The 25,650-nt window shown below is 71.0% G+C and carries 25 protein-coding genes and 1 pseudogene; 10 read left to right on the forward strand and 16 right to left on the reverse strand.

Going from position 1 to position 25,650, the window contains the following annotated elements:
• Positions 1–66: 66 nt before the first annotated feature.
• The gene (locus ACF08W_RS17550; RefSeq protein ID WP_392279757.1) at positions 67–1,362 is read right to left on the reverse strand and encodes an MFS transporter; all 1,296 of its coding nucleotides are present in this window, start codon (positions 1,360–1,362) and stop codon (positions 67–69) included.
• 285 nt (positions 1,363–1,647) lie between these two features.
• Between ACF08W_RS17550 and ACF08W_RS17555 the strand changes: the two genes are divergently transcribed.
• Positions 1,648–1,869, forward strand: coding sequence for a hypothetical protein (locus ACF08W_RS17555; protein ID WP_392279758.1), 222 nt, complete (start codon positions 1,648–1,650; stop codon positions 1,867–1,869).
• Between the two features lie 7 nt (positions 1,870–1,876).
• Positions 1,877–2,560, forward strand: coding sequence for a M15 family metallopeptidase (locus tag ACF08W_RS17560; RefSeq protein ID WP_392279759.1), 684 nt, complete (start codon positions 1,877–1,879; stop codon positions 2,558–2,560).
• A gap of 118 nt (positions 2,561–2,678) precedes the next feature.
• Here the strand turns inward: ACF08W_RS17560 and ACF08W_RS17565 are convergent, their stop codons facing one another.
• The 3 genes from ACF08W_RS17565 to ACF08W_RS17575 form a co-directional block, all read right to left on the reverse strand.
• Positions 2,679–3,113: a VOC family protein gene (locus tag ACF08W_RS17565; protein ID WP_385202927.1), complete on the reverse strand. Its 435-nt coding sequence runs from the start codon at positions 3,111–3,113 to the stop codon at positions 2,679–2,681.
• Between the two features lie 19 nt (positions 3,114–3,132).
• Positions 3,133–4,446, reverse strand: coding sequence for an MFS transporter (locus ACF08W_RS17570; RefSeq protein ID WP_392279760.1), 1,314 nt, complete (start codon positions 4,444–4,446; stop codon positions 3,133–3,135).
• A gap of 186 nt (positions 4,447–4,632) precedes the next feature.
• Entirely contained in the window at positions 4,633–5,562 is a 930-nt protein-coding gene (locus ACF08W_RS17575; RefSeq protein ID WP_392279761.1) for a class I SAM-dependent methyltransferase, read from the reverse strand.
• An 886-nt stretch (positions 5,563–6,448) separates the two neighbouring features.
• Between ACF08W_RS17575 and ACF08W_RS17580 the strand changes: the two genes are divergently transcribed.
• Entirely contained in the window at positions 6,449–6,607 is a 159-nt protein-coding gene (locus tag ACF08W_RS17580; RefSeq protein ID WP_385202918.1) for a hypothetical protein, read from the forward strand.
• A 237-nt stretch (positions 6,608–6,844) separates the two neighbouring features.
• Here ACF08W_RS17580 and ACF08W_RS17585 read toward each other — a convergent pair whose 3' ends face one another.
• Entirely contained in the window at positions 6,845–7,384 is a 540-nt protein-coding gene (locus ACF08W_RS17585; RefSeq protein WP_392279762.1) for a DUF1203 domain-containing protein, read from the reverse strand.
• Between the two features lie 210 nt (positions 7,385–7,594).
• Between ACF08W_RS17585 and ACF08W_RS17590 the strand changes: the two genes are divergently transcribed.
• Entirely contained in the window at positions 7,595–9,349 is a 1,755-nt protein-coding gene (locus ACF08W_RS17590) for a DUF4157 domain-containing protein (RefSeq protein ID WP_392279763.1), read from the forward strand.
• Positions 9,350–9,428: 79 nt separating this feature from the next.
• On the opposite strand, the gene ACF08W_RS17595 is transcribed toward ACF08W_RS17590, so the two are convergent.
• Positions 9,429–9,770 (reverse strand): hypothetical protein, encoded by a 342-nt coding sequence (locus ACF08W_RS17595; protein WP_392279764.1) that lies wholly within the window; start codon positions 9,768–9,770, stop codon positions 9,429–9,431.
• A gap of 341 nt (positions 9,771–10,111) precedes the next feature.
• On the opposite strand from ACF08W_RS17595, the pseudogene ACF08W_RS17600 reads away from it, so the two are divergent.
• Positions 10,112–10,776: pseudogene (locus ACF08W_RS17600) on the forward strand (class I SAM-dependent DNA methyltransferase).
• Positions 10,777–10,791: 15 nt separating this feature from the next.
• On the opposite strand, the gene ACF08W_RS17605 reads toward ACF08W_RS17600, so the two are convergent.
• The 6 genes from ACF08W_RS17605 to ACF08W_RS17630 form a co-directional block, all read right to left on the reverse strand.
• Positions 10,792–11,628: an SDR family oxidoreductase gene (locus ACF08W_RS17605; protein WP_392279765.1), complete on the reverse strand. Its 837-nt coding sequence runs from the start codon at positions 11,626–11,628 to the stop codon at positions 10,792–10,794.
• Positions 11,629–11,722: 94 nt separating this feature from the next.
• Positions 11,723–12,295 carry a hypothetical protein gene (locus ACF08W_RS17610; RefSeq protein ID WP_392279766.1) on the reverse strand — a complete coding sequence of 191 codons (573 nt, stop codon included), beginning with the start codon at positions 12,293–12,295 and terminating at the stop codon, positions 11,723–11,725.
• Between the two features lie 37 nt (positions 12,296–12,332).
• Positions 12,333–12,524: a DUF397 domain-containing protein gene (locus ACF08W_RS17615; RefSeq protein ID WP_392279767.1), complete on the reverse strand. Its 192-nt coding sequence runs from the start codon at positions 12,522–12,524 to the stop codon at positions 12,333–12,335.
• Between the two features lie 189 nt (positions 12,525–12,713).
• Complete coding sequence (locus ACF08W_RS17620) at positions 12,714–12,890, reverse strand: DUF397 domain-containing protein (RefSeq protein ID WP_392279768.1); 177 nt, start codon at positions 12,888–12,890, stop codon at positions 12,714–12,716.
• A gap of 38 nt (positions 12,891–12,928) precedes the next feature.
• Positions 12,929–13,114 (reverse strand): DUF397 domain-containing protein, encoded by a 186-nt coding sequence (locus ACF08W_RS17625; protein WP_392279769.1) that lies wholly within the window; start codon positions 13,112–13,114, stop codon positions 12,929–12,931.
• A 2-nt stretch (positions 13,115–13,116) separates the two neighbouring features.
• Positions 13,117–13,992 carry a helix-turn-helix domain-containing protein gene (locus tag ACF08W_RS17630; protein WP_392279770.1) on the reverse strand — a complete coding sequence of 292 codons (876 nt, stop codon included), beginning with the start codon at positions 13,990–13,992 and terminating at the stop codon, positions 13,117–13,119.
• A gap of 224 nt (positions 13,993–14,216) precedes the next feature.
• Here ACF08W_RS17630 and ACF08W_RS17635 point away from each other — a divergent pair, with 224 nt between their 5' ends.
• A complete protein-coding gene (locus tag ACF08W_RS17635) occupies positions 14,217–14,693 on the forward strand; it encodes an ATP-binding protein (protein WP_392279771.1) in 477 nt (158 codons plus the stop codon).
• An 18-nt stretch (positions 14,694–14,711) separates the two neighbouring features.
• Here the strand turns inward: ACF08W_RS17635 and ACF08W_RS17640 are convergent, their stop codons facing one another.
• From ACF08W_RS17640 to pdhA, 3 genes are read right to left on the reverse strand one after another with little or no spacing between them, the layout of a single operon-like run.
• Entirely contained in the window at positions 14,712–16,172 is a 1,461-nt protein-coding gene (locus ACF08W_RS17640; RefSeq protein ID WP_392279772.1) for a dihydrolipoamide acetyltransferase family protein, read from the reverse strand.
• A gap of 10 nt (positions 16,173–16,182) precedes the next feature.
• Positions 16,183–17,163, reverse strand: a complete 981-nt coding sequence (locus ACF08W_RS17645; RefSeq protein WP_352274109.1) for an alpha-ketoacid dehydrogenase subunit beta — start codon at positions 17,161–17,163, stop codon at positions 16,183–16,185.
• 2 nt (positions 17,164–17,165) lie between these two features.
• The gene (pdhA, locus tag ACF08W_RS17650) at positions 17,166–18,446 is read right to left on the reverse strand and encodes a pyruvate dehydrogenase (acetyl-transferring) E1 component subunit alpha (RefSeq protein WP_352274108.1); all 1,281 of its coding nucleotides are present in this window, start codon (positions 18,444–18,446) and stop codon (positions 17,166–17,168) included.
• 341 nt (positions 18,447–18,787) lie between these two features.
• Between pdhA and ACF08W_RS17655 the strand changes: the two genes are divergently transcribed.
• The 3 genes from ACF08W_RS17655 to ACF08W_RS17665 all read left to right on the forward strand — a co-directional run bounded on the left by ACF08W_RS17655 (position 18,788) and on the right by ACF08W_RS17665 (position 21,304).
• Positions 18,788–19,447 (forward strand): response regulator transcription factor, encoded by a 660-nt coding sequence (locus ACF08W_RS17655; RefSeq protein ID WP_352274231.1) that lies wholly within the window; start codon positions 18,788–18,790, stop codon positions 19,445–19,447.
• 195 nt (positions 19,448–19,642) lie between these two features.
• On the forward strand, positions 19,643–20,071 hold the full coding sequence (locus ACF08W_RS17660; protein WP_352274107.1) for a pyridoxamine 5'-phosphate oxidase family protein: 429 nt from the start codon (positions 19,643–19,645) through the stop codon (positions 20,069–20,071).
• Positions 20,072–20,311: 240 nt separating this feature from the next.
• Complete coding sequence (locus ACF08W_RS17665; protein WP_385203907.1) at positions 20,312–21,304, forward strand: phosphotransferase; 993 nt, start codon at positions 20,312–20,314, stop codon at positions 21,302–21,304.
• Positions 21,305–21,395: 91 nt separating this feature from the next.
• On the opposite strand, the gene ACF08W_RS17670 is transcribed toward ACF08W_RS17665, so the two are convergent.
• Positions 21,396–23,033 carry a protein kinase gene (locus ACF08W_RS17670; protein WP_385202869.1) on the reverse strand — a complete coding sequence of 546 codons (1,638 nt, stop codon included), beginning with the start codon at positions 23,031–23,033 and terminating at the stop codon, positions 21,396–21,398.
• Positions 23,034–23,467: 434 nt separating this feature from the next.
• Here ACF08W_RS17670 and ACF08W_RS17675 point away from each other — a divergent pair, with 434 nt between their 5' ends.
• Positions 23,468–25,138 carry a protein kinase gene (locus ACF08W_RS17675; protein WP_392279773.1) on the forward strand — a complete coding sequence of 557 codons (1,671 nt, stop codon included), beginning with the start codon at positions 23,468–23,470 and terminating at the stop codon, positions 25,136–25,138.
• Positions 25,139–25,650 lie beyond the last annotated feature (512 nt).

Consider the following 25,650-nt stretch of genomic DNA (forward strand, 5'->3'; position numbering starts at 1 on the left):
GACGCGGGGACGACGCCCCGGACGCCGGTGATCCATTCCCGGACCCGGTCTCCGGTATCCGGGAAGTCAGCCGCGCGGGGACGGTTTCACGGAGACTTCGGTGACGGAACGCGTGCGGGTGGCGAACCGGGCCGTCCCGGGGACGGCGAGCACACCGTACGTCGACACCAGCAGCACCACGGCCGCCAGCACCGCGAAGGACGCCACGCCCACGAACCGGACGAGCACCGGCGTCACGGCGAGCGCGATGGGCTGGAGCCCGAAGCTGGCCAGCCCCTCCAGGGCGAAGACCCGGCCCTGCACCCGCTCCGGGAACTCCTTCTGGAGCGAGCTGTACCAGAGGACCATGAAGCAGCCGACCCCGGCCGAACCGGCCGCACCGGCCAGGCAGAACATCCACAGCGGCACGTCGACGGCGAGGCACACCGGTGTCAGCACGCACGGAGCCAGCGCGTTCATCGCCCACAGCCCCGGCCGGGACGAGGAGACCCGGCCGCCGAGCAGCGAACCGACCACCGAGCCCGCGAGCGTGGCGGCACTGACCCAGCCGAAGGCGTTGAGCCCGTAGCGGGTCTGACTGACCATCGGAACCAGGATGTAGTTCGGCGCGAAGAGGAAGAACACCTGCACCGTGCCCTGGAGCATCAGCACCGACACCCAGGGCCTGCGACGTACCTCGACCAGCCCTTCCCGCGCCTCGGTCAGCATTCCCCGCAGCCCGCCCGGCTCGCCCTCCCGCATGCCCCCGGCGTCCCCCGCCTCTCCCGCGTCCACGGCGGCGCGGACCGGGGGAAGCCGCAGCCAGACCAGTGTGATCAGGCTGACCACGAACGTGGCGACGTCCACCAGCAACGTCTTCGGCGGCGAGATCCCGGCGAGCATGAGGCCCGCCAGCAGGGCCCCGGCCATCGAACCGATCCGCTTCGTGGACACGTCCAGCGCGTACGCCTGCTGCCGCAGCTCCTCCGGCACCACCTGCGTGAGGGCCGCCCGGTGGGCCGGCTCGTACAGCGCCGCGCCCGCACCGGTGACCGCCGCGGCGACCAGCAACGGCGCGAGCGGCCCCTCCGAGGCGAAGAGGAGGAAGCCCACGATCCCGGCCAGCCGGAGCACGTCCGCGACGGCCATCACCGTGCTGCGGGAGTACCGGTCGGCAACCACTCCGCCGGCCAGCAGCAGCACCCCCATGAAGGCGGACTCCACGGCCAGCACCAGGCCGAAGACGCCGGGGCCGCGATCCGGGACGACCAGGGCGGCCAGCACCACGACGGTGAGCTGGTTGCCCACCGTGCTGGTCACCTGCCCCAGCCAGAAGGCCAGGTAGCGCCGGCTGCCTAACAGGGCGCGCATGTCAGGTCGCACGACGTCTTCTCCCACCGTTCCCGATCCCGATCCCGACCCCGACCCCAGAGAGGAGCAGGGCGTCGGCCACCGCTCCCACGATCTCAACTCGCCTACGTCCGAATCGACTTCGGCGGGGCGGGAGTCTTCCGCACTTCCCACCAAGGGCACAACGTCTTTACGCTCCCGTCCCCGACGCCCGTGGCGCGGAGGCGACGGCGTCCCTACGATGGGGCGAAACGCATCAACGCCCTTCCCCGGACATGAGCCGGACGGGCCGAGCGGGGGAAGAAAGGTGCGTGCCCGGTGTCCATCGGGCTCCTGTCCACGATCGCCTCCACGGTTGTCGCCGCGTTCTACGGCGGCACGGTCTCCGTACTCGCCCTGACCGCGACCTTCGCCCGCCGCCGCACCCTGCGCCGCGAGGCCCGCAGCACCCTCGCCCTGCTCGTACCGGGAAGGCCTGAGGAATTCCGGGAACCGTCCGGTACCCGGGGGAGGTTCACCGGAGCGGGCCCCACGGAATGATCCCGTCATGACTGAGATCGTGCTGATGTCGGACCCGAAGGTCGCCGCCATACCCGTGGCCGAATGCGGTGAACGTCTTGTGGACGTCCGCCGGGACGGCTCCCTCCTGATCGATACGCGCGAGCAGGGGCCGACGGATGCCTTCGCGTACCTGCGGGAGGGCGTGCTGGAACGGCTGGTCAGGGCCCAGACCTCGCTGCCCCGGGACGTACGGCTGCTGTTCGTCGAGGGCTACCGGCCGCCCTCTCTTCAGCGGGAGTACTTCGACGAGTACGCCGGTCAGCTGCGCGCCGCCCACCCCGGATGGTCCCCGGAAGAGATCCACTCGGCCGCGAGCCGGTATGTGTCACCACCTGGCATCGCCCCGCACAGTGCCGGGGCGGCCGTCGACCTCACCCTGGCCGATCCCGAGGGGCGCGAACTGGACCTGGGTACCCGTATGAACGCGGATCCCGAGGAGAGCGAGGGCGCCTGCTACACCCACGCGGCCAACATCGGTGAGGAGGCCCGCGCCAACCGGAGACTCCTGTGCACCGTGCTCACGGCAGCGGGGCTGGTGAACTACCCCACGGAGTGGTGGCACTGGTCGTTCGGGGACCGTTACTGGGCGCTGGCCACGGGAAAGACCGCTGCCCTGTACGGTCCGACGGAGGTTGTTCCCTCCGTCGGACCGCCCCCACCGCTCGTCTAACCTCGCACCATGAACAGCCCTGCGGCGTCGGAGCGGGCGAGGAAGCCCTGGCCGTCCACCCACCGGATGCGCCCGTGAACCCCCGACAGGGCGCACGGGCGCACGGACACCGACCGGGTCAGTCGAGGCAGAACTCGTTGCCCTCGATGTCCTGCATCGTGATGCAGGACTCGTTCTCCTCGTCGGCGTGCTGCACCAGCAGGCAGACCGCACCGAGCTCCATCAGCCGGTCCCGCTCGGCCTCCAGCACGGCCAGGCGCTCCGCGCCGACGAGCCCGGCACCGGCCCGTACGTCGAGGTGCACCCTGTTCTTGACGACCTTGCCCTCGGGAATGCGCTGGAAGTACAGGCGCGGGCCCTCACCGTTCGGGTCGGAGCAGGCGAACCAGGCGCCCCGCTCCTCCTGCGGCAGCGAGGCGTTGTACTCGTCCCACGTCCCGAAGCCCTCCGGCGGCGACGGCGGCACGTACCCCAGCACCTCGCACCAGAAACGGCCGACGCGCTCGGGGTCCGCGCAGTCGAACGTGACCTGAATCTTCCTCACCGATGCCATCCGGTCACCCTAACAGCGCCTATCCACAGGTCACTTTCTCTTTACCCGCCGCGGCGAGCACGGGGGTCTCGCGGGTGCGCACGGGGGTGGCGAACCGGTCCGTGCCGGGGACGGCGAGCACGCCGTACGTGGACACGAACAGCACGACGGCGGCGACGGTCGCGAAGGGCGCCATCCCGATGAACCGGACGATCAGCGGCGTCACGGCGAGCGCGACGGGCTGGAGGGCGAAGCCGGCCATCCCCTCCAGGGCGAAGACCCGGCCCTGCACCTGCTCCGGGAACTCGCGCTGGAGCGAGCTGTACCAGAGGACCATGAAACAGCTGATGCCCGCGGAGCCCGCCGCACCGGCCGCGCAGAACACCGACAGCGGCACGTCGACGGCGAGGCACACCGGCGTCAGCACACAGGGAGCCAGCGCGTGCATCGCCCACAGCCCCGGGCGGGCCACGGAGACCCGGGCGGCCAGCAACGAACCGACCACCGAGCCCGCCAGGGTCGCCGCGCTGACCCAGCCGAAGGCGGCCACGCCGTACCGGGACTGGCTGACGATCGGCACCAGGATGTAGTTCGGAGCGAAGAAGAAGAACACCTGCACGGTGCCCTGGAGCATCAGGGCCGACACCCAGGGCCGCCGCCGCACCTCGACGAGCCCCTCCCGCGCCTCGGCCAGCATCGCCCGCAGCCCGCCCGGCCCCGCGTCCCGCGCTCCCCCGGCGTCCACGGCGTCCGCGGCGTCCAGAGCGGTGCGGACCGGCGGCAGACGCAGCCACACCAGCGTGGCCAGGCTGATCGCGAAGGTGGCGACGTCCACCAGGAGCGCCTTCGGGGGCGCGATCCCGGCGAGCAGGACCCCCGCCAGCAGGGCCCCGCCCATCGAGCCGAGCCGCTTGGTGGACGCGTCCAGGGCGTACGCCTGCTGCCGCAGTTCCTCCGGCACCACCTGCGCCAGGGCCGCGCGGTGGGCGGGATCGTACAGCGCCGCCCCCGCTCCGGTGAGCGCCGCGGCGACGAGCAGCGGCCCGAGCGGCCCGTGCGAGGCGAAGAGGAGGAAGCCGACGATCCCGACCAGGCGGAGCACGTCCGCGACGGCCATCACGGCGCTGCGGGAGTACCGGTCGGCGAACACCCCGCCGACCAGCAGCAGGACGCCTATGACGGCCGACTCCACGGCCAGCACCAGCCCGAAGGTTCCCGGGCCGCGGTCCGGCACCACCATGGCGGCGAGCACCACGACGGTGAGCTGGTTGCCCACCGTGCTGGTCACCTGCCCGAGCCAGAAAGCCAGGTACTGCCGACTGCGCAGCAGCGCACGTATCTCGGGTTGCGACATGGTCCTTCTCGCGGGAGCGCAGGAGGCCGGAGATCTTCACGGCGACGCGGGATCTTCACGGCGACGCCGGGGATCTTCACGGCGCCGCCCGGATTCTGTCGCACCGTCCGATAGCGCACCGCCAATTTTCGACAGCACGAAAAGGCCCGTTCGGCACCGGTTTTCGACGGCTCCGAAGAGGCGCGGTCAGCCCGTGTGGCGCCACCAGAACGAGGCTGGTCGGAAGTGGTCGGTCACGCCGGTCCGGCGCCAGAGCGGGGCGAGAATTCGCCGTAGTTCCGGGTCGGCGTGCACGAAGGCGTTCGGCAGTTGGACGTCGAAGCGCTGCGGGGCGGCGGTGAGCAGCGCGGCCAGGAGGTACTGCTCCGAGTACATGCGCCAGCGCCAGGACGCCGGATAGTCCGCCGGGAGCATGATGTCGTGGACCTGGACGAGCACCCCCGGCTTGAGGCGGGGCAGCAGCTCGAAGAAGAACACCATGACGTCGGAGCCCATCTGGAGCCGGTGCGAGCCGTCGACGAAGAGGATGTCGCCCGGCTCCAGTTCGGCGAAGACGCCGAGGTCGGCGTCCTGGAGCGGTAAGCGGACCACCTCGTCGCAGAGGTGGTCGATGTGGGCCCGGGGCTCCGGGTCGATGGACGTGATGCGGGTGCTCAGGCCGAGGTCCTGGATGGCCCGACGGGCGAACTTGGTGGAGTTCCCGGAGCCGATCTCGAGGTAGCGGGCCGGTTTCCCGGCGGCGAGGAAGCCGTAGAGCGAGGCGGCGTCCAACGGGGGCAGCCAGGTGTTGCCCCAGTAGGCGGTGGCCCCCTTCTCCACTCCGTCGAGGGGAATCCCGGCCAGGTGGTCGGCGTATCCCAGCAGCTCGGTGAGGTGCGAGGCGTACTGCTCCCGGTTCTTCTCCAGGAGTTCGCGTACGGCGCCGAGTTCACCGCGCGGCTCGGGCCTCACCACATGGTCCAGGAACACCGGCTTGGCCAGCCCGAAGGCCCACATGACCAGGCCGAACGCGGTGGGCCTGCGCTCCAGGCGGTCGAGCCCGCGGCGCAGTGCGGGGAGCCGTTCCAGCAGGGTGGGAGTGGGTTCGGGCATGGTGCTCGGGGGCTGCGTGCGCACGGCGGGAGAGCCTTTCGATCGGTGGGACGGCCGAGAAGGGCGAGCCATGGTTTCCACAAGCGCTGTTCGGCCGGAGCTGTCGGAGCTGTCGGAGCCGGTGGATCGTCGGACGCGGACGGGCGCCGGACGCCGGTGATCCTTTCCCGGATCTGGGCTCCGGTATCTGCGGAAACCGCCGGGCGGGGACAAAAGGCCGGTATTCGCCGTGGGGCGAGGCGGGGACCCGGGATCCACGCCGAAGCCGTCCCCCGCCGACCGGCAGGGCAGTCCAGTGCGACGCGCGGCATCCGGCCCGGGCTCCGCCGCACGCTTCGTCCTCATGCTCCTTGCTCGTCACGCCCGCCTCCCCGGATCGCGCCACGTGCCTTGGCGGCCTTGCTCCGTCCGGGCAGCCCTCAAGGAATCTCCTCGCTGGCGAAGCCCCCTCCCCTGTGCTCGGATCTATGCATATAAGGATTTTCCGGTATCAACCCATCTGCCGCTCATGCCTGATGTGCGGAAATGGGCCCGGAGACCGAGCAACCCGAGGAGGACAGCTTGAGACGGAAACACACGGCTGCGCTACGGAGTGCGGCCCTGCCGGTGCTGGTCGCCGCTCTGTTGACGGGAGTGATGTCGACCCAGGCCGCGGCCAGTGGTGAGGACGGCGACGGAGGCGGCGGCGACTGCCCGAAGACCTGTCCGCACGGTAAGCCTGGACCTCCTGGACCTCCTGGCCCCCCCTGGACCTCCCGGGCCTGCCGGACCTGCCGGACCTGCCGGACCTGCTGGGCCTCCCGGACCGACCCTGCCGACCCAGATCGTTCAGACGACCTACACCTTGGCGTCGGGGCTCAACACGGGGACCGCGACCTGCCCGCCGGGAACCGCCATCACGGGCGGTGGCATGAAGACGCCCCTCGGCGGCAACAACCTCACGGTCCAGACGTACGAGTCGTACCCGTCCGCCGACAACGCCTGGACGGTGTCCTTCAACAACTCGTCCGGCACCACAGGTTCCTACGTGGTCTACGCCGTCTGCCTCCCCGTGACCCCGACGGGCTGACCGCCGGTCGGGTGGCGCACGCTTCGCTCCGGCCGCGGCGGCATCGCCCGCGGCCGGAGCAAAGTCCGGAGCCACGGGGAATCCCCGCCACGCTGGACGCAGGCGTCGGACGCAGGCGTCGGCACGGACACTCACGCGCCCGACCGGGAACGCTCGGCCGGCACGACCGGGGCCCCCGAAGCGTCCGACCGGGACACGAAGGGCTCCCGGGCACTGTGATGGCAGCAGGGGAGGACGTCACCGGCCCTGGGGTTCGGTCCCGCGCGTCCGGGCGGCAGGCCGTCGCACCTCGTAGAAGAAGCACCCGTACTCCAGCGCCCGTACGTGCACGAGCACCACGTCCGGGTCGCCGAACGCGTCGTCGAAGGCCGCGTCGAAGCCGTCCGTGGCGTCGGCCGGGATCTCCAGGAACCGGCCACCGGCGATATGGCCCCGGGCGTCGTAGCGGCGCACGGTGCGCAGCGCGCCCACCCGGTCGAAGGGGTACCCGGCGCCCGGGGTGAACCCGGGGCACTCCTCGGCGTGGACGAAGACCGGGCCCTGCTCGTCGTACGCCCCCGGACGCGCGCCAGTCGCGGCGGCCCAGCGCCGCAGCGGGGCGTACGAGACGAGGGCGATCCGCTCACCGGTGGCGACGGGACGCAGACAGCAGCGCAGCGGGGAGCCCGCGTCGTCGTCGGTCGCGGTGTACGGGGCGCAGGGGCGTCCCGCGTCGTCGACGACCTGGAGTTCCTTGAGGACGGCGGGGCCGAGGGGGAGCACGGTGTACTTGGTCATGCCTCCATGCTGGTCCGGCACACCTGCCCGTACTGGCGGAAATCGGACGTCGCGTTGGCGCGTACCGACGTGGGGCCGCAGCACCGGTCCGCCCTGCCCGCGCGGTGCTCCCAAGTAGGCCCGTACCGCGCCCCTTCGGGCCTTGTTCCGGACACCGCGCGTGCCGTACCCAGGAAGCAGTAGCTGCTACGACACCGACGTGAGGGCCCCATGCGCGCACACGAACCGACGCGGACGCCGGACACGGGCAGGGCGCGCGCCAACTCCACGGGCCGGGCCGGAAGGCCTGCCGGCCCGGCCCGGCAGGCGGAGGAACCAGCTCCGCTCGCGGGGGACCTCTCCCCGTCGGCCCTGCGCTCGCTCCAGCGCAGCATGGGCAACGCCTACGTCACCGGGCTGATCCAGCGCGAGCGGCACCGTCACGGGCCGGACCGCGACGACGACCGCGAAGGCGTTTACGAGGGCGCCCGGCGGGACGGCTCCGCGGGCGGCCCGGTGGCCGGACCGGCCGTACAGCGCTCGACCACCGTGCACGAGGTGCTGCGCGGCAGCGGCCGGGCCATGGACGCGCCCCTGCGCCAGGAGATGGAGACCCGTCTCGGCGCCGACTTCTCCGACGTACGGCTGCACACCGGCGCCGTCGCCCAGCGGTCCGCCGCCGAGGTCGGCGCCCACGCCTACACCTCCGGGAACCACATCGTCCTCGGCCGGGGCGGGGACTCCAAGCACACGCTCGCGCACGAGCTCACCCATGTCATCCAGCAGCGCCACGGCCCCGTCGCGGGCACCGACAACGGCTCGGGCCTCTCCATCAGCGACCCGTCCGACCGCTTCGAGCGCGCCGCCGAGGCCAACGCCAGCCGCGTCATGGCGAAGGCCCCCGACGAACTCGCGGACCCGGCCCCCGACCCGCACGGCCCCGCACAGCGGCCGGGCGGGGCGGCGGCCGTCCAGCGCGTCATCCACCAGGAGCCCAGCTACCAGGCGAAGGTCGGCGACAGCACATCGCTCACCAACCGCGGCGACATCGACATCGAGGAGCACGGCGGGGAGCAGTTCGTCCGCGTCTACCAGACCGTCTACGCGCCGGTGACCGGCGGCGGCAACTTCAAGGACACCCAGCAGCGCGAGGACGGCTCGATCAACCTCATGCACCAGAAGGAGTCCGCCTGGCTGAACATGGGACGGCCCTGGCGGTCCATGCACTACATGCGCACCTACCAGGACCAGAAGAACCGCAAGGCCCCCGACGGCAACGCCTCCCCGGCCGCGCAGGACTCCTCGATGGTGCGCTCGTTCCTGGTCCCGCTCTACACGTACCAGCGGGTCACGAGCAACGCGGTCAGCGAGAAGCAGATCGGCTCGGTCCTGGACCCGGAGAACACCAGTCAGAGCACCGACAAGGCCAAGGACACCGACCAGTACGAGATCCGCGGCGTCTGGCGGGACGAGGTCGCGGACACGGCCGTCCCGAACTCCCTGATCACCTACGTACGGGACGACCTGGTCGGGCAGCTGAGCGGCGAGACGGCCTACGGCGAGGTGCGCCCCATCAGCGACATGCTCGGCAAGCTGAGCATGCCGGACCTGAAGGACTTCCCGGAGTACCGCCCCGCCGACCAGCGCGACGACGGGCTCGTACTGCCCCTGAACAAGGGCAAGATGCCCGGCGCCCGCGAACAGGACGCGCACATCGACCGCCTCGCGGACCTGGTCACCAAGGCGTACCCGAAGAACGGGGAGACCCATCTGAAGGACGCGAAGAACGCCCGCAAGGAGCTGAAGAAGCTCGCCGGTCTCGACGCGGCCAAGGATCGGGACATCGACTGGGACGCCCTCAAGGAACGCATCCACCGCGCGATGAACTACGCGGGCGTCCCCGCCGTGCTGGCCGAGATCTACAACGCGGCGAAGGGCGCGTCCGGGGACGAGTTCAAGACGAAGCCCTTCGGCAGCAACAAGTAGCCCGACTGCGGACGGCGGCGGCGCACGGCTCTCCACGGCGGCCCGCCGTCCGACCGCGTTCCGCACGCCGCGCGGTCGCTCACGCCCGCGACAGCTGCGGATTCCCCGCCCGTGAATTCCCCGCCTGCGGAACCCCCACCTGCGGCCCGTGCCCGGCGAGGTACAGCCGCATGGCGCACTGGTCCTCGGCCTCGATGAACACCCGCTGCCCCCAGTAGTCACCGAGGCGGTGCGCGACATCGACCAGCCGCCGCCGCTCCTCCGGCGAGTACGCGGGAAACCGCACCCAGCCCCGTTCGGAGACGGCACGGCCCAGATCGTTGAACAGCACGGCCCGCGCGCGCCGTTCCTCCTCCGCGGTCAACGGCGTGGGACCGTCCTCCGCGGGCTGCGACCGGACGTTGTACAGGTCTCGGATCACTGGCCGCTCGCCTTCCATCGTGTCCGTTCCGGGTTCCGGAGAGTGTCCGGAAGACTATCGCCGCCGCTGGTGGACATGTTCGGGTGCACCGACGAGTCGGCAGAGCAGGAAGAACGCGAGTCCGAGGAGAGTGCCGAATGATTGCCGACGTTCCGGACGGACCGAGCCGGACGGCCGCCACGTGCCTCCGGACCCACGGGAGCTTCGACCGGCCCGGTCCGGTCTGCTGAGTGCCCCTGTCTACGAGGACCTGCCGGACCACGCGCCCGACTGAACGCGTACGCGACAGCCACCGACCGCCTCTGCCCCTGCCCCTGCCCCGACTCTCCGAAGGAACCGACTTGCCCGCGCACCACAACATCGCCGCCGAGACCGAGCTCTGGAACACCTACGCCGCCTCCGCCTTCAAGGACGACATGGAGCCGGTCTTCCGCTGGACCCAGTACGCCGACCACGGCCCCGGGCCCGAGCGCTCGGCGACCCGCGCTCGGTGCTGGAGATCGGCTGTGGCACCGGCCGCGCGCTCGCCCACCTGGCCCGGCAGGGCGTCGCCGCCCGGGGCGTCGACCTGTCCCCGGTCATGGTCGAGAAGGCCGCCGCGCGGTGGACCGGCAACGGTGCCGAGTTCGTGTGCGCGGAGGTCCTGGACCACCTGAACGCGGACCCGGACACGTACGACGCCGTCTACTCCGTCTTCGGGGCCGCCTGGTTCACCGACCCCGGCCGCCTCTTCCCGCTCGTACGTCGACGACTCAACCCCGGCGGCGTCTTCGTCTTCTCCCAACCACCGGCGATCCCGGGCGCGTACGGCCCCCAGGGCATGTACAAAGGCGGCTTCGCCGGCCGGGCGCTCTTCACCTACCGCTACAGCTACCGCCCCGCCGTGTGGGAGCGGCTGCTCACCCGCGCCGGTTTCGCCACGGCCCACGCCCGGGTCCTGGACGCCCCGCAGCCCGGGCACATCGGCACGTTGCTGGTACACGCCGTCGCGGGGCCGGACGCCTGACGCCCACGCTCACGCTCACCGGAAGGCGGCGCTGTTCTCCGTCGCCCACTGCCGGTACGTCCTGGCCTCGGCGCCCGTGACCCGGGAGACGGTGTCGCGGACCTTCAGCAGCTCGTCGTTGATGTCCCCGCCCATCAGGTCGAGGACCGCGCTCGCGCCCCCGTCGCCCATGAACGAAGCCATCTCCCGGTGGGCCTCCTCGCGACTGATCTCGTCGAAGGAGAGTTCCCGCCCCAGCGCCTCGGCCAGGGCCGCGAGCTGCTGCCGGGGTGTGACGCGTGCCGGTCCGGTCAGCGCGTACGTCTGCCCCTGGTGCCCCGGTTCCGTCAGCGCCACGCGGGCCACGGCGGCGATGTCCGCAGGGTGGATGGTCGGCAGGCCGACGTCCCCGTACGGCGCCCGGACCACGCCCTGTTCGCGGATCGAATCCGTCCACCACAGGGTGTTCGAGGCGAACTGCGTGGGCCTGAGGACCGTCCAGGCCATACCACTGTCCTGGAGCGCCCGCTCGACGGCCAGGTTCGCGCCGGCCTGCGGGAGATGGGGATGGGTCTGCACGGTGATCGACGACACGAGCACCACATGCTCCACGCCCGCCTCCCGGGCCGCCGCCAGCACCTCCGCGTCCGCGCCCCTGCCCGCCGGAAGGAACAGCGAGCGCACCCCGCCGTCCAAGGCGCCCTTCAACGACTCCACCCGGGCGAGATCTCCCTCGACCGCTTCGACGCCCTCCGGGAACGAAGCCCGGCCCACGTCCCGGGTCAGCCCTCGCACGGGTACGTCACCTGCCTGGTGCAGTTCCTCCAGCAGAGCCCTTCCGATGTTCCCGGTCGCGCCGGTCACGAGGATCATCGCCATTCCTTCCTGCCGCCTGCCGTCGACTACGTGCACGCAACGCTAGGACCCCAACTCCGGTTGAGGTCAAGGAAGGCGGCGTCTCCGCCGATCAGCCCGACCGCCCCGCATCGACCGGGCGCAGATACCGCGTCCAGGGCGGCATCCATCCACCCGTCTCCGCCAGTACCTCCAGGCGGGTGCGGTACGCGCCGACGTCCGGGCTGGTGCTGTCGAACCAGTGGGTCACCGAGCGCCAGGCCGGCCGCGCCGGCTCGCCCTCCGCGACCAGCCAGACCGGCGGATCCGCCATGCCGAGGTCGGCCCCGTCGACGACGTGGAACGCGTACGCCTGGTGCGCGACCAGCACCAGCAGCCCGGCCGGGTCCCGGAGAGCAGCGCCGCCTCCGGGCACCAGGGCGGCCTGCGCGTACCGCTTCGCGTCCCCGCCGACCGCGTCCACCCCGAGCGCACTGCCCACCTGCCACAGCCCGTGGCGCACACCGATCAGACGCAGCACCTCACGGACAGCAGCGGGCACCGCCGTGACGCCCTGCGCGACGGCGTACGCCTCCACCTGCTCGTCCGTGGCACCCTCCACCGAATCCGGCGCCAGCCCCTCGGCCATGCACCGGTCGAAGACCGCCCGGATCGCCGCTCCTGCGTCCCGGCCCCGACTGTCCACGGCAGAGTTCCTCGCCTTCACACCCTGATCGACGCACTCAGCCCGACGACCGCCCCAGCCCGGCCCGGAACGCCTCCCACGCTACGGGGCCGACGATCAGGACGGGCCCGTCGAGCCACTTGGAGTCGCGGACGGCGACGATACTCGGGACGTTGCGGGCCACCTCGACACACTCCTGGCCAGCGTTGCCTCCGCTGTAGCTGGACTTGACGAACTCGTACCCGGGCACGCGATTTACAGCTCCCTGAGGGTGGCCTGATGAGCCTGACCAAGGGGCGTTGCGCAAGCCCCAGGCGCGAGATGCGGTCGAAAAGGCTGACGTGACGCTGGGCATCAGTATCGCTCTCCAACCAGAGGGGTCGACACCAAACACGGAGGGCTCACACGGCGGCGAGGTTCAGCCGCTCCGCATCATTCCCTAAGCGCGCTGCACCAGCTCGGACCGGAACGCCTCCCAGGCTGCGGGTCCGACAACCAGGACGGGCCCGTCGAACCGCTTGGAGTCACGGACAGCGACGGCACTAGGAATGTTGCGGGCTACTTCGACGCACTCACCGTGCGCCTCGCTGTAGGACGACTTAACGAACCGAAACATGACTACGCCCTCGTTTCGTGTGAGGCGTCCCTCCAAGCTCAGCCCCGAGACTGCACCAGCCCCGCCGTAAAGGCGTCCCACGCTGCGGAGCCAACAAGCAGGACGGGACCCGTAAGGTCCTTGGAGTCGCGAACGGCCACGGTGCGGGGGACGTTTCGGGCCACCTCGATGCACTCGCCGTTGCCGCTGCTGTAGCTGGACTTGACGAACTCGAAGTGGGACACGACTACAACTCCTTGCGAATACGCCCTATCAGAGCGATGGAATCGCGGGGAGCGAGTCCGCTTCGTGCGATTCGACCAAACGTGCCGTTGTGGCGCGCCGCATCCGGCTCGCTCTCAAGCCACAGCGTAGACGACGTGGTGTCCATGTAGACCACGTCCATCGCGCCGGGTTCGGCGAACGAGACGATGCTAAAAGCACTGGTCATGCCTGGATGAGAGCCTGCGAGGAACGGGACAACCTGCACGGTGACATTTGGCGCTTCGGCGGCCTCCGCCAGGCGTCCCAGTTGGGCACGCATCACATCGCGTCCGCCGACCAATTGTCGCAGCGCCGCCTCCGCCACGATGGCCCACAGCGCGAGAGGGCTGCCGTCCGTGAGGCGTGCTTGACGGGCGATCTTCGCCTCGACGAAGCGCTCGATCTCATCCGGGTCGTCCCAGTCCGCGTTGCCGACAGCGAGCGCTCTGGCATAGTCCGGAGTCTGGAGCAATCCCGGCACGAACGCTCCTTGCCAGGTTCGGACTCCCTTGGCAATGTCTTCCAACGCGACGTACTCGACCAATGAACGCAGCTCTGGGTACTGGTTCCACCAGCCCTTCGCCTTGCGCCGTTCTCGATCCACCCGAGCCACTTCCAGCAGCCGATCGACGAGCGCATCACTGGCCCCGTAGAACTCACAAAGGGCCTTGATGTCCGGGTCCCTCATCGGTACCCATCCCTGCTCCATCTTCACGATCTTTGAGTTGGTCGCGCTGATGACCTGGGCGGCCTGCTGCTGCGTCTTCCCCGACGCGTCTCTCAGGCGCAGAAGCTCACTACCGAGCCTGCGTCCCAGGACGGTTGACGACCTATTGCCTTGCCGATTCCCACGATTCACCGCACCAGTTTGGCCCTCCCGACGCGGGCAGTCGACGCCTGTCACCCGTTGGAGACAATTGACTCCGTTTCACTTGCCTCGCACTCCGGAGGGTGGCTACTTTCAGCGCATAGCCGCTCGCACAGCGGAATCAGTCGGCGGAAGTGCACCGCCCTGCCCTGCGCCCGCACCGGCGCTTCGCAGGTACGGCATCGCCACCGCCCGCAAACACGGAGGCCCGCGCCATGACCGCAGCCGAACAGATCTCCGTCCCCGAACCCGTCCTCCGCGAGGACCGGCTCGACTACGTACCGACCGCCGAGAGCGTGTCGTTCTCGCGGCGGCGTGCCGCGCGGCTCGTGCGGGAGTGGGGGTATCCGGGGCTGGTGGGCGACGCGGCCTTGCTGGTCAGCGAGTTGGCGACCAATGCGCTGGTGCACGGTGCCGTGGAAGGGCGGCTGTTCCGGGTGCGGCTCACGCTCACCGGCACCGCGCTCCGGGTCGCGGTGAGCGATCCGAGGGGCGAGCGGTTGCCGGACCTCCGTGAGGCGACGGACGAGGAGTGCTACGGGCGCGGGCTGCTGATCGTGAAGCGGATCGCGGACCGGTGGGGCGTCGAGCCGCGCGCCGTCGGCAAGATCGTGTTCGCCGAACTCGACCTGCTCCGGGGGCCGGACGCGCCGGTGGGCCCGCACATGCGATGTGCGGGCCCACCGGCGTAAAAGGTGGAACGAGGAGAGCTACGCCCAGGTGATCAGGCGCTTCGGGTTCTCCAGGATGGCGGCGACGTCGGCCAGGACCTTGGAGCCGAGTTCGCCGTCGACCAGGCGGTGGTCGAACGACAGGGCGAGGGTGGTGACCTGGCGGGGCTTCACCTTGCCCTTGTGGACCCACGGCTGGAGCTTGATCGCGCCGACCGCGAGGATCGCGGACTCGCCCGGGTTGAGGATCGGGGTGCCCGTGTCGACGCCGAAGACGCCGACGTTGGTGATGGTCACCGTGCCGCCCGCCATGGCGGCCGGGGACGTCTTGCCGTCCCGGGCCGTGGCGACCAGCTCGCCCAGTGCCGCGGCGAGCTGCGGCAGGGTCATGTCGTGCGCGTCCTTGATGTTCGGCACGATCAGGCCGCGCGGGGTGGCGGCGGCGATGCCCAGGTTCACGTAGTGCTTCTGGACGATCTCCTGGTTGGGCTCGTCCCAGGCGGCGTTGATGCCCGGGTTCCGCTTGATCGCGACCAGCAGGGCCTTGGCGATGAGGAGGAGCGGGTTGACCCGCACCCCCGCCATGTCCTTGTCCTCCTTGAGCTCCGCGACCAGCTTCATCGTGCGCGTCACGTCGACGGTGACGAACTCGGTGACGTGCGGGGCCGTGAAGGCGCTGCCCACCATCGCCTGCGCGATGGCCTTGCGTACGCCCTTGACCGGGATACGGGTCTCGCGGGCGCCCGCCGGGGCGGCCGCCTCCGCCGCGAAGGCGTCCACAGCGTCCGCGGCCTCGACGGCGGGGGCGGCGGGGGCCTGGACCTGCGCCGGTACGGGGGTGGCCACCGGGGCGGCCGCCGCGTGGACGTCCTCCCGGGTGATGATCCCGTCCTTGCCGGTCGGGACGACGGTCGCCAGGTCGATGCCCAGGTCCTTGGCCAGCTTGCGGACCGGGGGCTTGGCCAGCGGGCGCTCCTTGGGAGCCTCCGACGCCACGGCCGCGGGCGCGGGCGCGGCCGCAGGCGCGGGTGCGGCGCCGTGGCCGTTCAGCTCGGCCTGGACCGGGGCCGTGCCCTTGCGGGCCCGGCGCTTGGTCGAGCTCTCGGAGACGCCGTAGCCCACCAGGACCGGCTGGCGGCCCTTCGGGGCCTCCGGCTCCGCCTCGGCGGAAGGTGCGGGGGCCGAATCCGCGACGGGAGCCGGGGCCGCGGGGGCGTCGCCGCTGCCCGGGGCCACGTCCACCGCGATGATCACCTGGCCGACGTCGACGGTCGTGCCCTCGGGGAAGCGCAGCTCGTGCACCACCCCGTCGAACGGGATCGGCAGCTCCACGGCCGCCTTCGCCGTCTCGACCTCGCAGACGACCTGACCGTCGGCGACGGTGTCGCCGGGCTGGACGTACCACTTGAGGATCTCGGCCTCGGTCAGTCCCTCGCCCACGTCGGGCATCTTGAACTCACGGAAGCGAGCGGCGTTGGAAGTGTCGGTCATCGTTGTCACGTCCCAGTCCTCAGTACGCCAGCGAGCGGTCGACGGCGTCGAGCACCCGGTCGAGCCCCGGCAGGTACTCGTCCTCCAGACGCGCCGGCGGGTACGGGGCGTGGTAGCCGCCGACCCGCAGCACCGGTGCTTCCAGATGGTAGAAGCAGCGCTCCGTGATCCGGGCGGCGATCTCGGCCCCGGAGCCGTAGAACACCGGCGCCTCGTGGACCACCACGAGCCGGCCGGTCTTCTCGACCGAGGTCTGGATGGTGTCGAAGTCGATCGGGGCCATCGAGCGCAGGTCCAGGACCTCGATCGACTTGCCCTCCTCCTCGGCCGCCGCGGCCGCCTCCAGGCAGACCTTCACCATCGGGCCGTACGCGGCGAGCGTGAGGTCCGTGCCGGTGCGGGCCACCGAGGCCCGGTGCAGCGGGCCGGGAATAGCGTCGGTCTCGACCTCACCCTTGTCCCAGTAGCGCCGCTTCGGCTCGAAGAAGATCACCGGGTCGTCGCTCTGGACGGCCTGCTGCATCATCCAGTAGGCGTCGCTCGCGTTCGACGGCGAGACCACCTTCAACCCCGCGACGTGCGCGAACAGCGCCTCGGGCGACTCGCTGTGGTGCTCCACCGCGCCGATGCCGCCGCCGTACGGGATGCGGACGACGACGGGCAGCTTGATCTTGCCGAGCGCACGGGCGTGCATCTTCGCGAGCTGCGTGACGATCTGGTCGTACGCCGGGAAGACGAAGCCGTCGAACTGGATCTCCACGACCGGGCGGTAGCCGCGCAGGGCCAGGCCGATCGCGGTGCCGACGATGCCGGACTCGGCGAGCGGGGTGTCGATGACCCGCTCCTCGCCGAAGTCCTTCTGGAGCCCGTCGGTGATCCGGAAGACGCCGCCGAGCTTGCCGACGTCCTCACCCATGATGAGGACCTTGGGGTCCGTGTCGAGGGCCCGGCGCAGCGACTCGTTGAGAGCCTTCGCGATGGACATCTTTTCCATGGCCATGGCTACTTGCTCTCCTCGGCGGTGTCTGCGAACGATGCCTGGTAGGCGGCGAACTGGGCGCGCTCCTCGTCGACGAGCGGGTTGCCGTCGGCGTAGACGTTGTCGAAGATCGCGATCGGGTCGGGGTCGGGCATGGCCCGTACCGCCTCGCGGACCCGCTTGCCGAGGGCCTCGCTCTCCTCCTCCAGCGCGGTGAAGAACGCCTCGTCGCCGGCGCCCACGTTCTCCAGGTACCTGCGCAGCCGCAGGATCGGGTCCTTGGCCTCCCAGGCCGCCCGCTCCTCGTCGGCCCGGTACTTGGTCGGGTCGTCGGAGGTGGTGTGCGCGCCCATCCGGTACGTGAACGCCTCGACGAGCATCGGGCCCTCGCCGCTGCGGGCGCGGTCCAGCGCCGCCCTGGTGACCGCCAGGCAGGCCAGGACGTCGTTGCCGTCGACCCGGACGCCGGGGAAGCCGTAGCCCTGGGCGCGCTGGTAGAGCGGGACGCGGGTCTGCTTCTCGGTGGGCTCGGAGATCGCCCACTGGTTGTTCTGGCAGAAGAAGACGACCGGGGCGTTGTAGACCGCGGAGAACGTGAACGACTCGGCCACGTCGCCCTGGCTGGAGGCGCCGTCGCCGAAGTACGCGATCACGGCGGAGTCCGCGCCGTCCTTGGCCACGCCCATGGCGTAACCGGTGGCGTGCAGGGTCTGCGAGCCGATGACGATCGTGTACAGGTGGAAGTTGTTGGTGTTCGGGTCCCACCCGCCGTGGTTCACCCCGCGGAACATCCCGAGCAGGTTGGTCGGGTCGACGCCGCGGCACCAGGCGACGCCGTGCTCCCGGTAGGTCGGGAAGACGTAGTCGTCGTCGCGCAGTGCCCGGCCGCTGCCGATCTGCGCGGCCTCCTGGCCGAGCAGCGAGGCCCACAGGCCCAGCTCGCCCTGGCGCTGGAGGGCGGTGGCCTCGGCGTCGAAGCGGCGGGTCAGGACCATGTCCCGGTACAGGCCGCGCAGCTCCTCGGCGGTCAGGTCGATCGCGTAGTCCGGGTGCTCGACGCGCTCCCCCTCGGGCGTCAGCAGCTGGACGAGCTCGGGCTCGGTGCCCTGCGGCGGCCTGGCGGCCGTCTTCGCCGCCCTTTTCGCGGGCGTCGTCCTCGCGGTCTTCTTCGCGGGCGTCTCAGCGGGCTTCTTCGCGTTCGACGCGCTCTTCTTCGCGCTCGTCGCGGTCGTCGCGGACTTCTTCGCGGCGCTGGTCCCGCTGCTGCGGCGCGATGTGCGCGCGGCAGTGCTCTCCACGGTCACGTGCGTGCTCCTCCGTCGGTCCGGCCCCCGGGGTCTGCCGGGAAAGCCAGTGCGGCTCGCCTGGGTCCGTACCCGTGCACGGGGTGGGTGCCGCTCGGTCCGGGAACAGGCGTGACAGGTGCCCCGGCGAGCGCCCTGTGAAAAGCACGTTACCCAGTGCGCCGCATATCTGCGAAACCCCATCTGACCTGCGATTTTGCTTGGATTTCCAAGTAAATCGAAAAAGTCGGGAACTCTCGCTGGTCACAGCGCCGGGAACAGCCTCTCGGGCCACCGGAACAAGCGCACGTTATCCCGCCGTTCGGCGGCAGGGAAGAGGCGAGTGTGTGAGACTGCGTTTTGTGCGCGAACAAGGAAAAATCACCGTATTCCTTCTGGACGATCATGAAGTGGTCCGGCGCGGGGTCCATGAATTGCTCTCATCGGAGGACGACATCGAAGTCGTCGGCGAGGCCGGTACGGCGGCCGACGCCCTCGTCCGGATTCCGGCGACCCGGCCCGATGTGGCGGTGCTCGACGTACGGCTGCCGGACGGCAGCGGGGTGGAGGTCTGCCGCGAGGTCCGCTCCCAGGACGATTCCATCAAGTGCCTGATGCTCACTTCCTACGCCGACGACGAGGCCCTCTTCGACGCGATCATGGCGGGCGCCTCGGGCTATGTGCTGAAGGCGATCCGGGGCAACGAGCTGCTGAACGCGGTACGCGACGTGGCGGCCGGGAAGTCGCTGCTGGACCCGGTGGCGACCGCCCGGGTGCTGGAGCGGCTGCGCGCCGGGAAGAAGGAGCGCGGCGAGGACCGACTCGCCAACCTCACCGAGCAGGAACGCAAGATCCTCGACCTGATCGGTGAGGGACTGACCAACCGGGTGATCGGCGAACGGCTCCATCTCGCCGAGAAAACGATCAAGAATTACGTCTCCAGCCTGCTCTCCAAACTGGGCATGGAACGGCGCTCGCAGGCCGCCGCGTACGTGGCCCGGCTCCAGGCGGAGAAGCGCTGAGCCCGGACGGAGCAACGCCCGGCCACTCCCGGCCACTCCCGGCCACGGACACCCCGGTTACCCGGGACGCCCGGCAACGACGGCCCGCGACGACGTGAACCATCACCGTACGTGTCCGTATCGGGACTTTGGTCCCGCTTCAACCGGGGCCCCGGCCTCTGTCCGTGGGCCGGTGGGACACGGAGAGTGGAGAGCATGTCCCCCGAGGAACTCCAGGCGATCGAACTGCTCGGCCGCGTCCGCTACGGACGGCTGGCGACGAGCATGCGCGCCCTCCCGTTTCTGTCGGTGGCCCGCCATGTCGTGGTCGACGGCCATGTGATTCTGCGGATGCACAGCGGCTTCGGCTACCACAACGCCTGCGACGGCACGGTCGTGGCGTACGGCGCGGACAACTTCGACACCACCGCCACCGGGGGCGACTGCGAGCTGTGGGCCGTGCAGTTCACCGGCACCGCCCGGATCGTGCGCCCCTCGCCCGCCCAGTGCGCGTCGTTCGGCGAGGCTCCGGCGCGGGTGAACGGGGAGCTGTTCGACGCCGCGTACCTCCGGCTCGATCCGCACTTCGTCTCTGTGCACACTCTTGACTTCCACGCAACTCAACCGATCGGGCACACAGCGTGATCTAACATCTGGCGAGTGCCGCGCTCATTTGTCGCTCTTCCGTCCGTTCCTTCGGCGGACGAGATCCTGTTCCCGTTCCCCTTACCGTTCCCGTCCGCCCCCGCCCCACCGGTGTCGCCGGTGGACCAGGTGCGGCTGCCCCCCGTGCCCCGGCCGGCCGCGCCGCCGGTGAGCCCGGTGCGGGCCGAGCCCCCGATACGGCCGGCCGCCCCCGCGCCCCCCGTACCGCCGGTGGACGAGGTGCTGCGCCGCTACCCGGACGCCGGGGCACCGCTCAGCTGCACCCCCATCACCCAGGGCCTGCTCAACCACGGCTACCGCGTCTCCACCACCCGCGGCCGCTACTTCCTCAAGCACCACCTCGACGACTCCACCGGCGACCGCGCCACGATCGTCCGCCAGCACCGCGCGACCCAGCGCCTCCAGTCACTGGGCCTGCCCGTCGCCCCACCCGTCCGGGACACCGAGGGCGGCACCGTCACCGAGATCGGCGGCCGCTGCTACGCCCTGCACCCCTGGATCGACGGACTGCACCGGGCCGGCGCACAGCTGAGCACCACCCAGTCCGGGCGGCTCGGGGGGCTTCTCGGGACCGTGCACACCGGGCTCGCCCAGGTCATGGGCGCGGGCCCCGGGCTCGCCCGCCGGGCCGGTGGCCTCCGGAGCGCCGACCCCGCCGAGACCTCCGCGCTGATCGACGAGCTGCTGGCCGCCGCGCGCCGGCGCCGCCCCCGGGACGCCTTCGACGAACTGGCCGAGCACCGCCTCCTGGAACGGCGGGCCCTGCTGGAACGCCACGCCGACCGCAGGCCGCCCACCCCGGACGCCCCGGCCATCGGCTGGGTGCACGGCGACTTCCACCCGCTCAACGTCCTCTACCGGGGTCCGGAGCCGGTCGCGATCCTCGACTGGGACCGGCTGGGCGTCCAGCCGAGGGCCGAGGAGGCGGTACGGGCGGCCGCGATCTTCTTCGTGCAGCCGGCCGGGACGCTGGAACTGGAGAAGGTCCGGGCGTACGCACGCGCCTACCGCCGGGCGGCCGGTGCGGAACCGGCGGAGCTGGCCGCGGCGGTGCACCGGGTGTGGTGGGAGCGGCTCAACGACTTCTGGATACTCAGCTGGCGGTACTGCCGGGACGACCGGAGGGCCGACCCGCAGTTCCCCGCGGTATCGGCCCTGGCGGTGTGGTGGACGCGCGAGTACGAAGCGGTGCGCGAGGCGTTCACCGCCTGATCCGGGCGATTCCGGGGCGGGGATGGGCCCGGACCGGGAGTCCGGGAGTCCGGGCGGCGGGCGGCGGGCGGACCACCGGACGATCCCCTGGTCAGGGGCGCTGGGGGCCACCCGCTCCCGATCCGGCCGCCGCGGACGCGCCGGTGTTGGTGCTGCCGTTGTCCGCTCCCGTACCGCCGTTGTCCGTTCCGGTACCGCCGTTGTCGGTGCCGGTACCGCCGTTGTCGGTGCCGGTACCGCCGTTGTCCGTTCCGGTACCGCCGTTGTCGGTTCCCGTACCGCCGTTGTCCGTACCGGTGCCGCCGTTGTCGGTGCCGGGGGGCGGGCTGGTCGGCTGCTTCGTCGCCGGTTCGGTCGGCTCGGTCGGGGTGGTCGACGGCTCGTACGTCTGCTGCGGGGGCGGGTCCTGCTGGTTGCCGGTGGAGTTCTCCGGCTGCTGGGTGTCCTGGCTCGTGTCGTCGCTCGGCCCGGACGAAGTGCGCGTCGGGGACGGCGAAATGGACGTCTCGCCGGGCTGCTTCCGGTGGTTCGCGTCGTCGTTCTGCGCGGCGTTGACCGCGATGGCCACCCCCGCCCCGATCGCGATCAGCGCGAGCACCACGAAGAGCCACAACTTGCCGCGCCCGCCGCTGCCGCCGGGCTGACCGCCACCGTCGTAACCGCCGTCGTCCGGGTTCATCGGCGGCAGGATCGGGCCCTGCGAGGTGTCGCCGTGCTGCGGGTGGCCCATCGCCATCGTGGAGCCGTTGATGCCCATGGCCGGGGTGTTCCCGCCCTCGTGCACCGCGACCGGGCCGGTGTTCCACGTACCGGTGTGGCCGCCCTGCATCTGGAGCATCTGGAGCCCGTACTGGACCAGGCCGCGCATCTCCTCGGCGCTCTGGAACCGGTCGTCCGGGTCCTTCGCGAGGGAACGCATGACCAGCCCGTCCAGCTCCGGCGGCACCGAACCCAGCACGTTGGACGGCGGTACGGGCATGTCCTGGACATGCTGGTACACCACGGACAGCGGCGTCTCGCCGGTGAACGGGGGCCGCAGCGCCAGCAGTTCGTACAGCAGGCAACCGGTGGCGTAGAGGTCGGAGCGGTGGTCGACCGCCTTGCCGAGGGCCTGTTCGGGGGAGAGGTACTGCGGCGTGCCCATGACCATGCCGGTCTGGGTCATCGTCGACTGCGCGCCGTGCAGCGCACGGGCGATGCCGAAGTCCATCACCTTGACCGCACCGGAGTTGGTGATGATGACGTTGGCCGGCTTGATGTCGCGGTGCACGATGCCGTGCTGGTGCGAGTAGGCCAGCGCTTCGAGCACCCCGGAGACGATGATCAGCGCCTGCTCGGGCGGCGGGGGCTCGGCGGTGAGCAGCAGATCGCGGATGGTGCGGCCCTCGACCAGCTCCATCACGATGTAGGGGACGGTCTGCCCGCCCACGGTGTCCTCGCCGGAGTCGTACACGGCGACGATCGCATGGTGGTTGAGCCCGGCGACCGACTGCGCCTCGCGCGTGAACCGGGCCTTGGAGACCGGGTCCTCGGCGAGGTCGGAACGGAGCAGCTTCACCGCGACGGTACGGCCCAGCCGTACGTCCTCGGCCGCGAAGACCTCCGCCATGCCGCCCCGGCCGAGACGGTGCGTCATCCGGTAACGCCCGTCGCCCACGACACCGTCGATGCCCCAGGAGTCGGTGCCATCCGAAACTCCGCCGCCGTTTGCTTCGGATTCGGGTGCCATCAGTCCTCGCCGTCGTATCTGTCCGCGCGTCCGCGGGTTCTCACGGTGTCGGGGTCCTCCGCGCCTTCCACCCGGCCCGGACGGGACCGGACCCCGCCGGGCCGATCTGCCACGCTGCACATCGGACGGTGCGGGCCGGACGACCCCACTGCATTGCCACGTCACGCTACAGGCTCCGGGGGACACCCCGTCGTCGAGTCCGGACCGGCCACCCCCTCCTGCCGGGCGGCTCACCCGGTGGTGACGGACCGGCCATCGAACCGCCCTACACGCCGTCCACGCAAATTCCATGCGGTTCCTGTAACGCTTCCGGGACTCTTCTTGTGCGTACGGTCACGGAACGGGCACCTGGCTTGACGTGTCGTACCCCTCGGGCAGACTTGGCGCGTAATAGCGGGATGATCGCGGCAGTCGCGCCGAGGGGGAAGCAACTCATGAGCCAGGACGGCGCACAGGGCGCTCAGGGGCGCTACGCGGGCGGTTCGGTCGCCGGCGGGCGGTACCAGCTGCGCGACCTGCTCGGCGAGGGCGGCATGGCCTCGGTGTACCTGGCGTACGACACCGCGCTGGACCGTCAAGTCGCGATCAAGACATTGCACACGGAGCTGGGACGCGAGCAGTCCTTCCGCGAGCGGTTCCGGCGCGAGGCGCAGGCCGTCGCCAAGCTCCAGCACACCAACATCGTCTCGGTCTTCGACACCGGCGAGGACGAGCTCGGCGGCGCGCTGATGCCGTACATCGTCATGGAGTACGTGGAGGGGCAGCCGCTCGGCTCGGTCCTCCACGCGGACATCCAGGCGCACGGCGCGATGCCCGCCGACAAGGCGCTGAAGGTCACGAACGACGTGCTGGCCGCGCTGGACACCAGCCACGAGATGGGCCTGGTGCACCGCGACATCAAGCCGGGCAACGTCATGGTGACCAAGCGCGGCGTCGTCAAGGTCATGGACTTCGGCATCGCCCGCGCCATGCAGTCGGGCGTCACGTCGATGACCCAGACCGGCATGGTCGTCGGCACCCCGCAGTACCTCTCCCCCGAGCAGGCCCTGGGCCGCGGCGTGGACGCCCGCTCCGACCTGTACTCGGTCGGCATCATGCTGTTCCAGCTGCTGACCGGGCGCATCCCCTTCGACGCGGACTCCCCGCTGGCCATCGCGTACGCGCACGTCCAGGAGGAGCCGGTCGCGCCCTCCAGCATCAACCGCTCGGTCACCCCGGCGATCGACGCGCTGGTCGCCCGCGCGCTGAAGAAGAACCCGAACGACCGCTTTCCCAGCGCGGCCGCCATGCAGGACGAGATCGCCCGGGTGCTCTCCGCGGGCGGCGCCACGGGCGCCCCGGTGATCGTCGCGGGCGGCGGCGCTCCGGCGAACAGCGGCTCGGGCGTCGGCTCGGCGGTCTTCCCGCCGCTGGACCAGTCCGGTGCGGCCCCGCAGGGCGTCCAGACGCCGTACCAGCCGGGGCCGTACCAGTCCGGCCCGTACCAGTCGGGCGCGTACGGCCAGGCCACCCCGGCCCCGACCCCGGCGCCGTCGTACGGCTACCCGCAGGCGGCGCAGCAGTTCCAGGCCCAGGCCCCGGCCCCGGTCGCGCAGCAGACCCCGCCGCCCTACGGGATGTCGCCGCAGCCCCAGACCGCGCAGACACCGGCCCGCTCGGGCGGGGGCGGCTCCACGCGGATGCCGCTGGCCATGCGGCTGTCCATCGCCGTGATCGCGGTCGCGGTGGTCGGGACCGGCGGGTTCCTCGTGCTGCAGTCGCTGGGCGGCGATGAAACGGACAACGGCGGCGGGGACAAGACCCCGGCCGCGGGCGAGCACCGGCCTCCGGAGCGCAACCGGACCATGGAGACCGAGAAGTGCACGGAAGCGTACGAGAATTCGGACGACCCGGAGAAGGTCGACGCCCCGAAGTTCCTATACAAGGACTTCCTCTCCGCGAAGGCGTGCGCCGAGGCGGCCGGCTGGACGATCAAGAAGATCAAGGTCCCGGGGAACGCGTACGCGGAGGACCAGATCATCGACCAGTTCCCGTCGGCCGGAACCGCCGTGGACAAGACCGGCGCCCACTTCGAGCTGCGCGTCGCCACGGGGGACCCGGCCTGAGCCCTGAGGGCGCCTGAGTCCGGAGTACGTCCGGCCTGAGTCCGGAGTAGGGCGGGATCGGCGGTTTTTTGCGGGGTCCCTGCGGGCTGTCGGAACCTCGCCGGGCCCGAGTGGCGTAGTCCGGGGACACAGAAAGTGCCGGAGCTGTCGCCGCGTGTGACGCTGGCGCCATGTCTCCCGGACTTCTGCTCTCGCGGCCCACGCGGTGCGTGGCCTGCCTGGTGCTGACAACGGGTGCGGCGCTGGGGGGCGCTGCGGGCGAGGCGGCCGCAGCGGTCGCGACCACCGCCCCGTCGAGCGAGCCGGCCACCGCGCCCACCCCTTTTCCGTCAGCGCCTTCCGTTCCCTCAGCTCCTGTCGTGCCTTCAGCGCCTCTGGCGACTCCGTCCCCGTCAGGCCCTTCGGCTTCCCCAGCGCCTTCGGCTTCCGCGGGACCGTGGCTCTCTCCCGCCCCCGCGCTGTCCGGTTCGCCGCTCGCCGCACCGGGATCGGCGTACCCCGGGGCCCCTGCC

This window comes from Streptomyces sp. NPDC015144, from assembly GCF_043079735.1.
Lineage (GTDB): Bacteria > Actinomycetota > Actinomycetes > Streptomycetales > Streptomycetaceae > Streptomyces.

What these genes read in the sequence shown, in the direction of transcription:
- ACF08W_RS17560 (WP_392279759.1), top strand. Translation starts at nt 1,877, where the DNA reads ATGACTGAGATCGTGCTGATGTCGGACCCGAAGGTCGCCGCCATACCC.
- ACF08W_RS17565 (WP_385202927.1), bottom strand. Translation starts at nt 3,113, where the DNA reads ATGGCATCGGTGAGGAAGATTCAGGTCACGTTCGACTGCGCGGACCCC.
- ACF08W_RS17570 (WP_392279760.1), bottom strand. Translation starts at nt 4,446, where the DNA reads ATGTCGCAACCCGAGATACGTGCGCTGCTGCGCAGTCGGCAGTACCTG.
- ACF08W_RS17580 (WP_385202918.1), top strand. Translation starts at nt 6,449, where the DNA reads ATGAAGACGCCCCTCGGCGGCAACAACCTCACGGTCCAGACGTACGAG.
- ACF08W_RS17585 (WP_392279762.1), bottom strand. Translation starts at nt 7,384, where the DNA reads ATGACCAAGTACACCGTGCTCCCCCTCGGCCCCGCCGTCCTCAAGGAA.
- ACF08W_RS17590 (WP_392279763.1), top strand. Translation starts at nt 7,595, where the DNA reads ATGCGCGCACACGAACCGACGCGGACGCCGGACACGGGCAGGGCGCGC.
- ACF08W_RS17605 (WP_392279765.1), bottom strand. Translation starts at nt 11,628, where the DNA reads ATGATCCTCGTGACCGGCGCGACCGGGAACATCGGAAGGGCTCTGCTG.
- ACF08W_RS17620 (WP_392279768.1), bottom strand. Translation starts at nt 12,890, where the DNA reads ATGTTTCGGTTCGTTAAGTCGTCCTACAGCGAGGCGCACGGTGAGTGC.
- ACF08W_RS17635 (WP_392279771.1), top strand. Translation starts at nt 14,217, where the DNA reads ATGACCGCAGCCGAACAGATCTCCGTCCCCGAACCCGTCCTCCGCGAG.
- ACF08W_RS17645 (WP_352274109.1), bottom strand. Translation starts at nt 17,163, where the DNA reads ATGGCCATGGAAAAGATGTCCATCGCGAAGGCTCTCAACGAGTCGCTG.
- ACF08W_RS17660 (WP_352274107.1), top strand. Translation starts at nt 19,643, where the DNA reads ATGTCCCCCGAGGAACTCCAGGCGATCGAACTGCTCGGCCGCGTCCGC.
- ACF08W_RS17670 (WP_385202869.1), bottom strand. Translation starts at nt 23,033, where the DNA reads ATGGCACCCGAATCCGAAGCAAACGGCGGCGGAGTTTCGGATGGCACC.
- ACF08W_RS17675 (WP_392279773.1), top strand. Translation starts at nt 23,468, where the DNA reads ATGAGCCAGGACGGCGCACAGGGCGCTCAGGGGCGCTACGCGGGCGGT.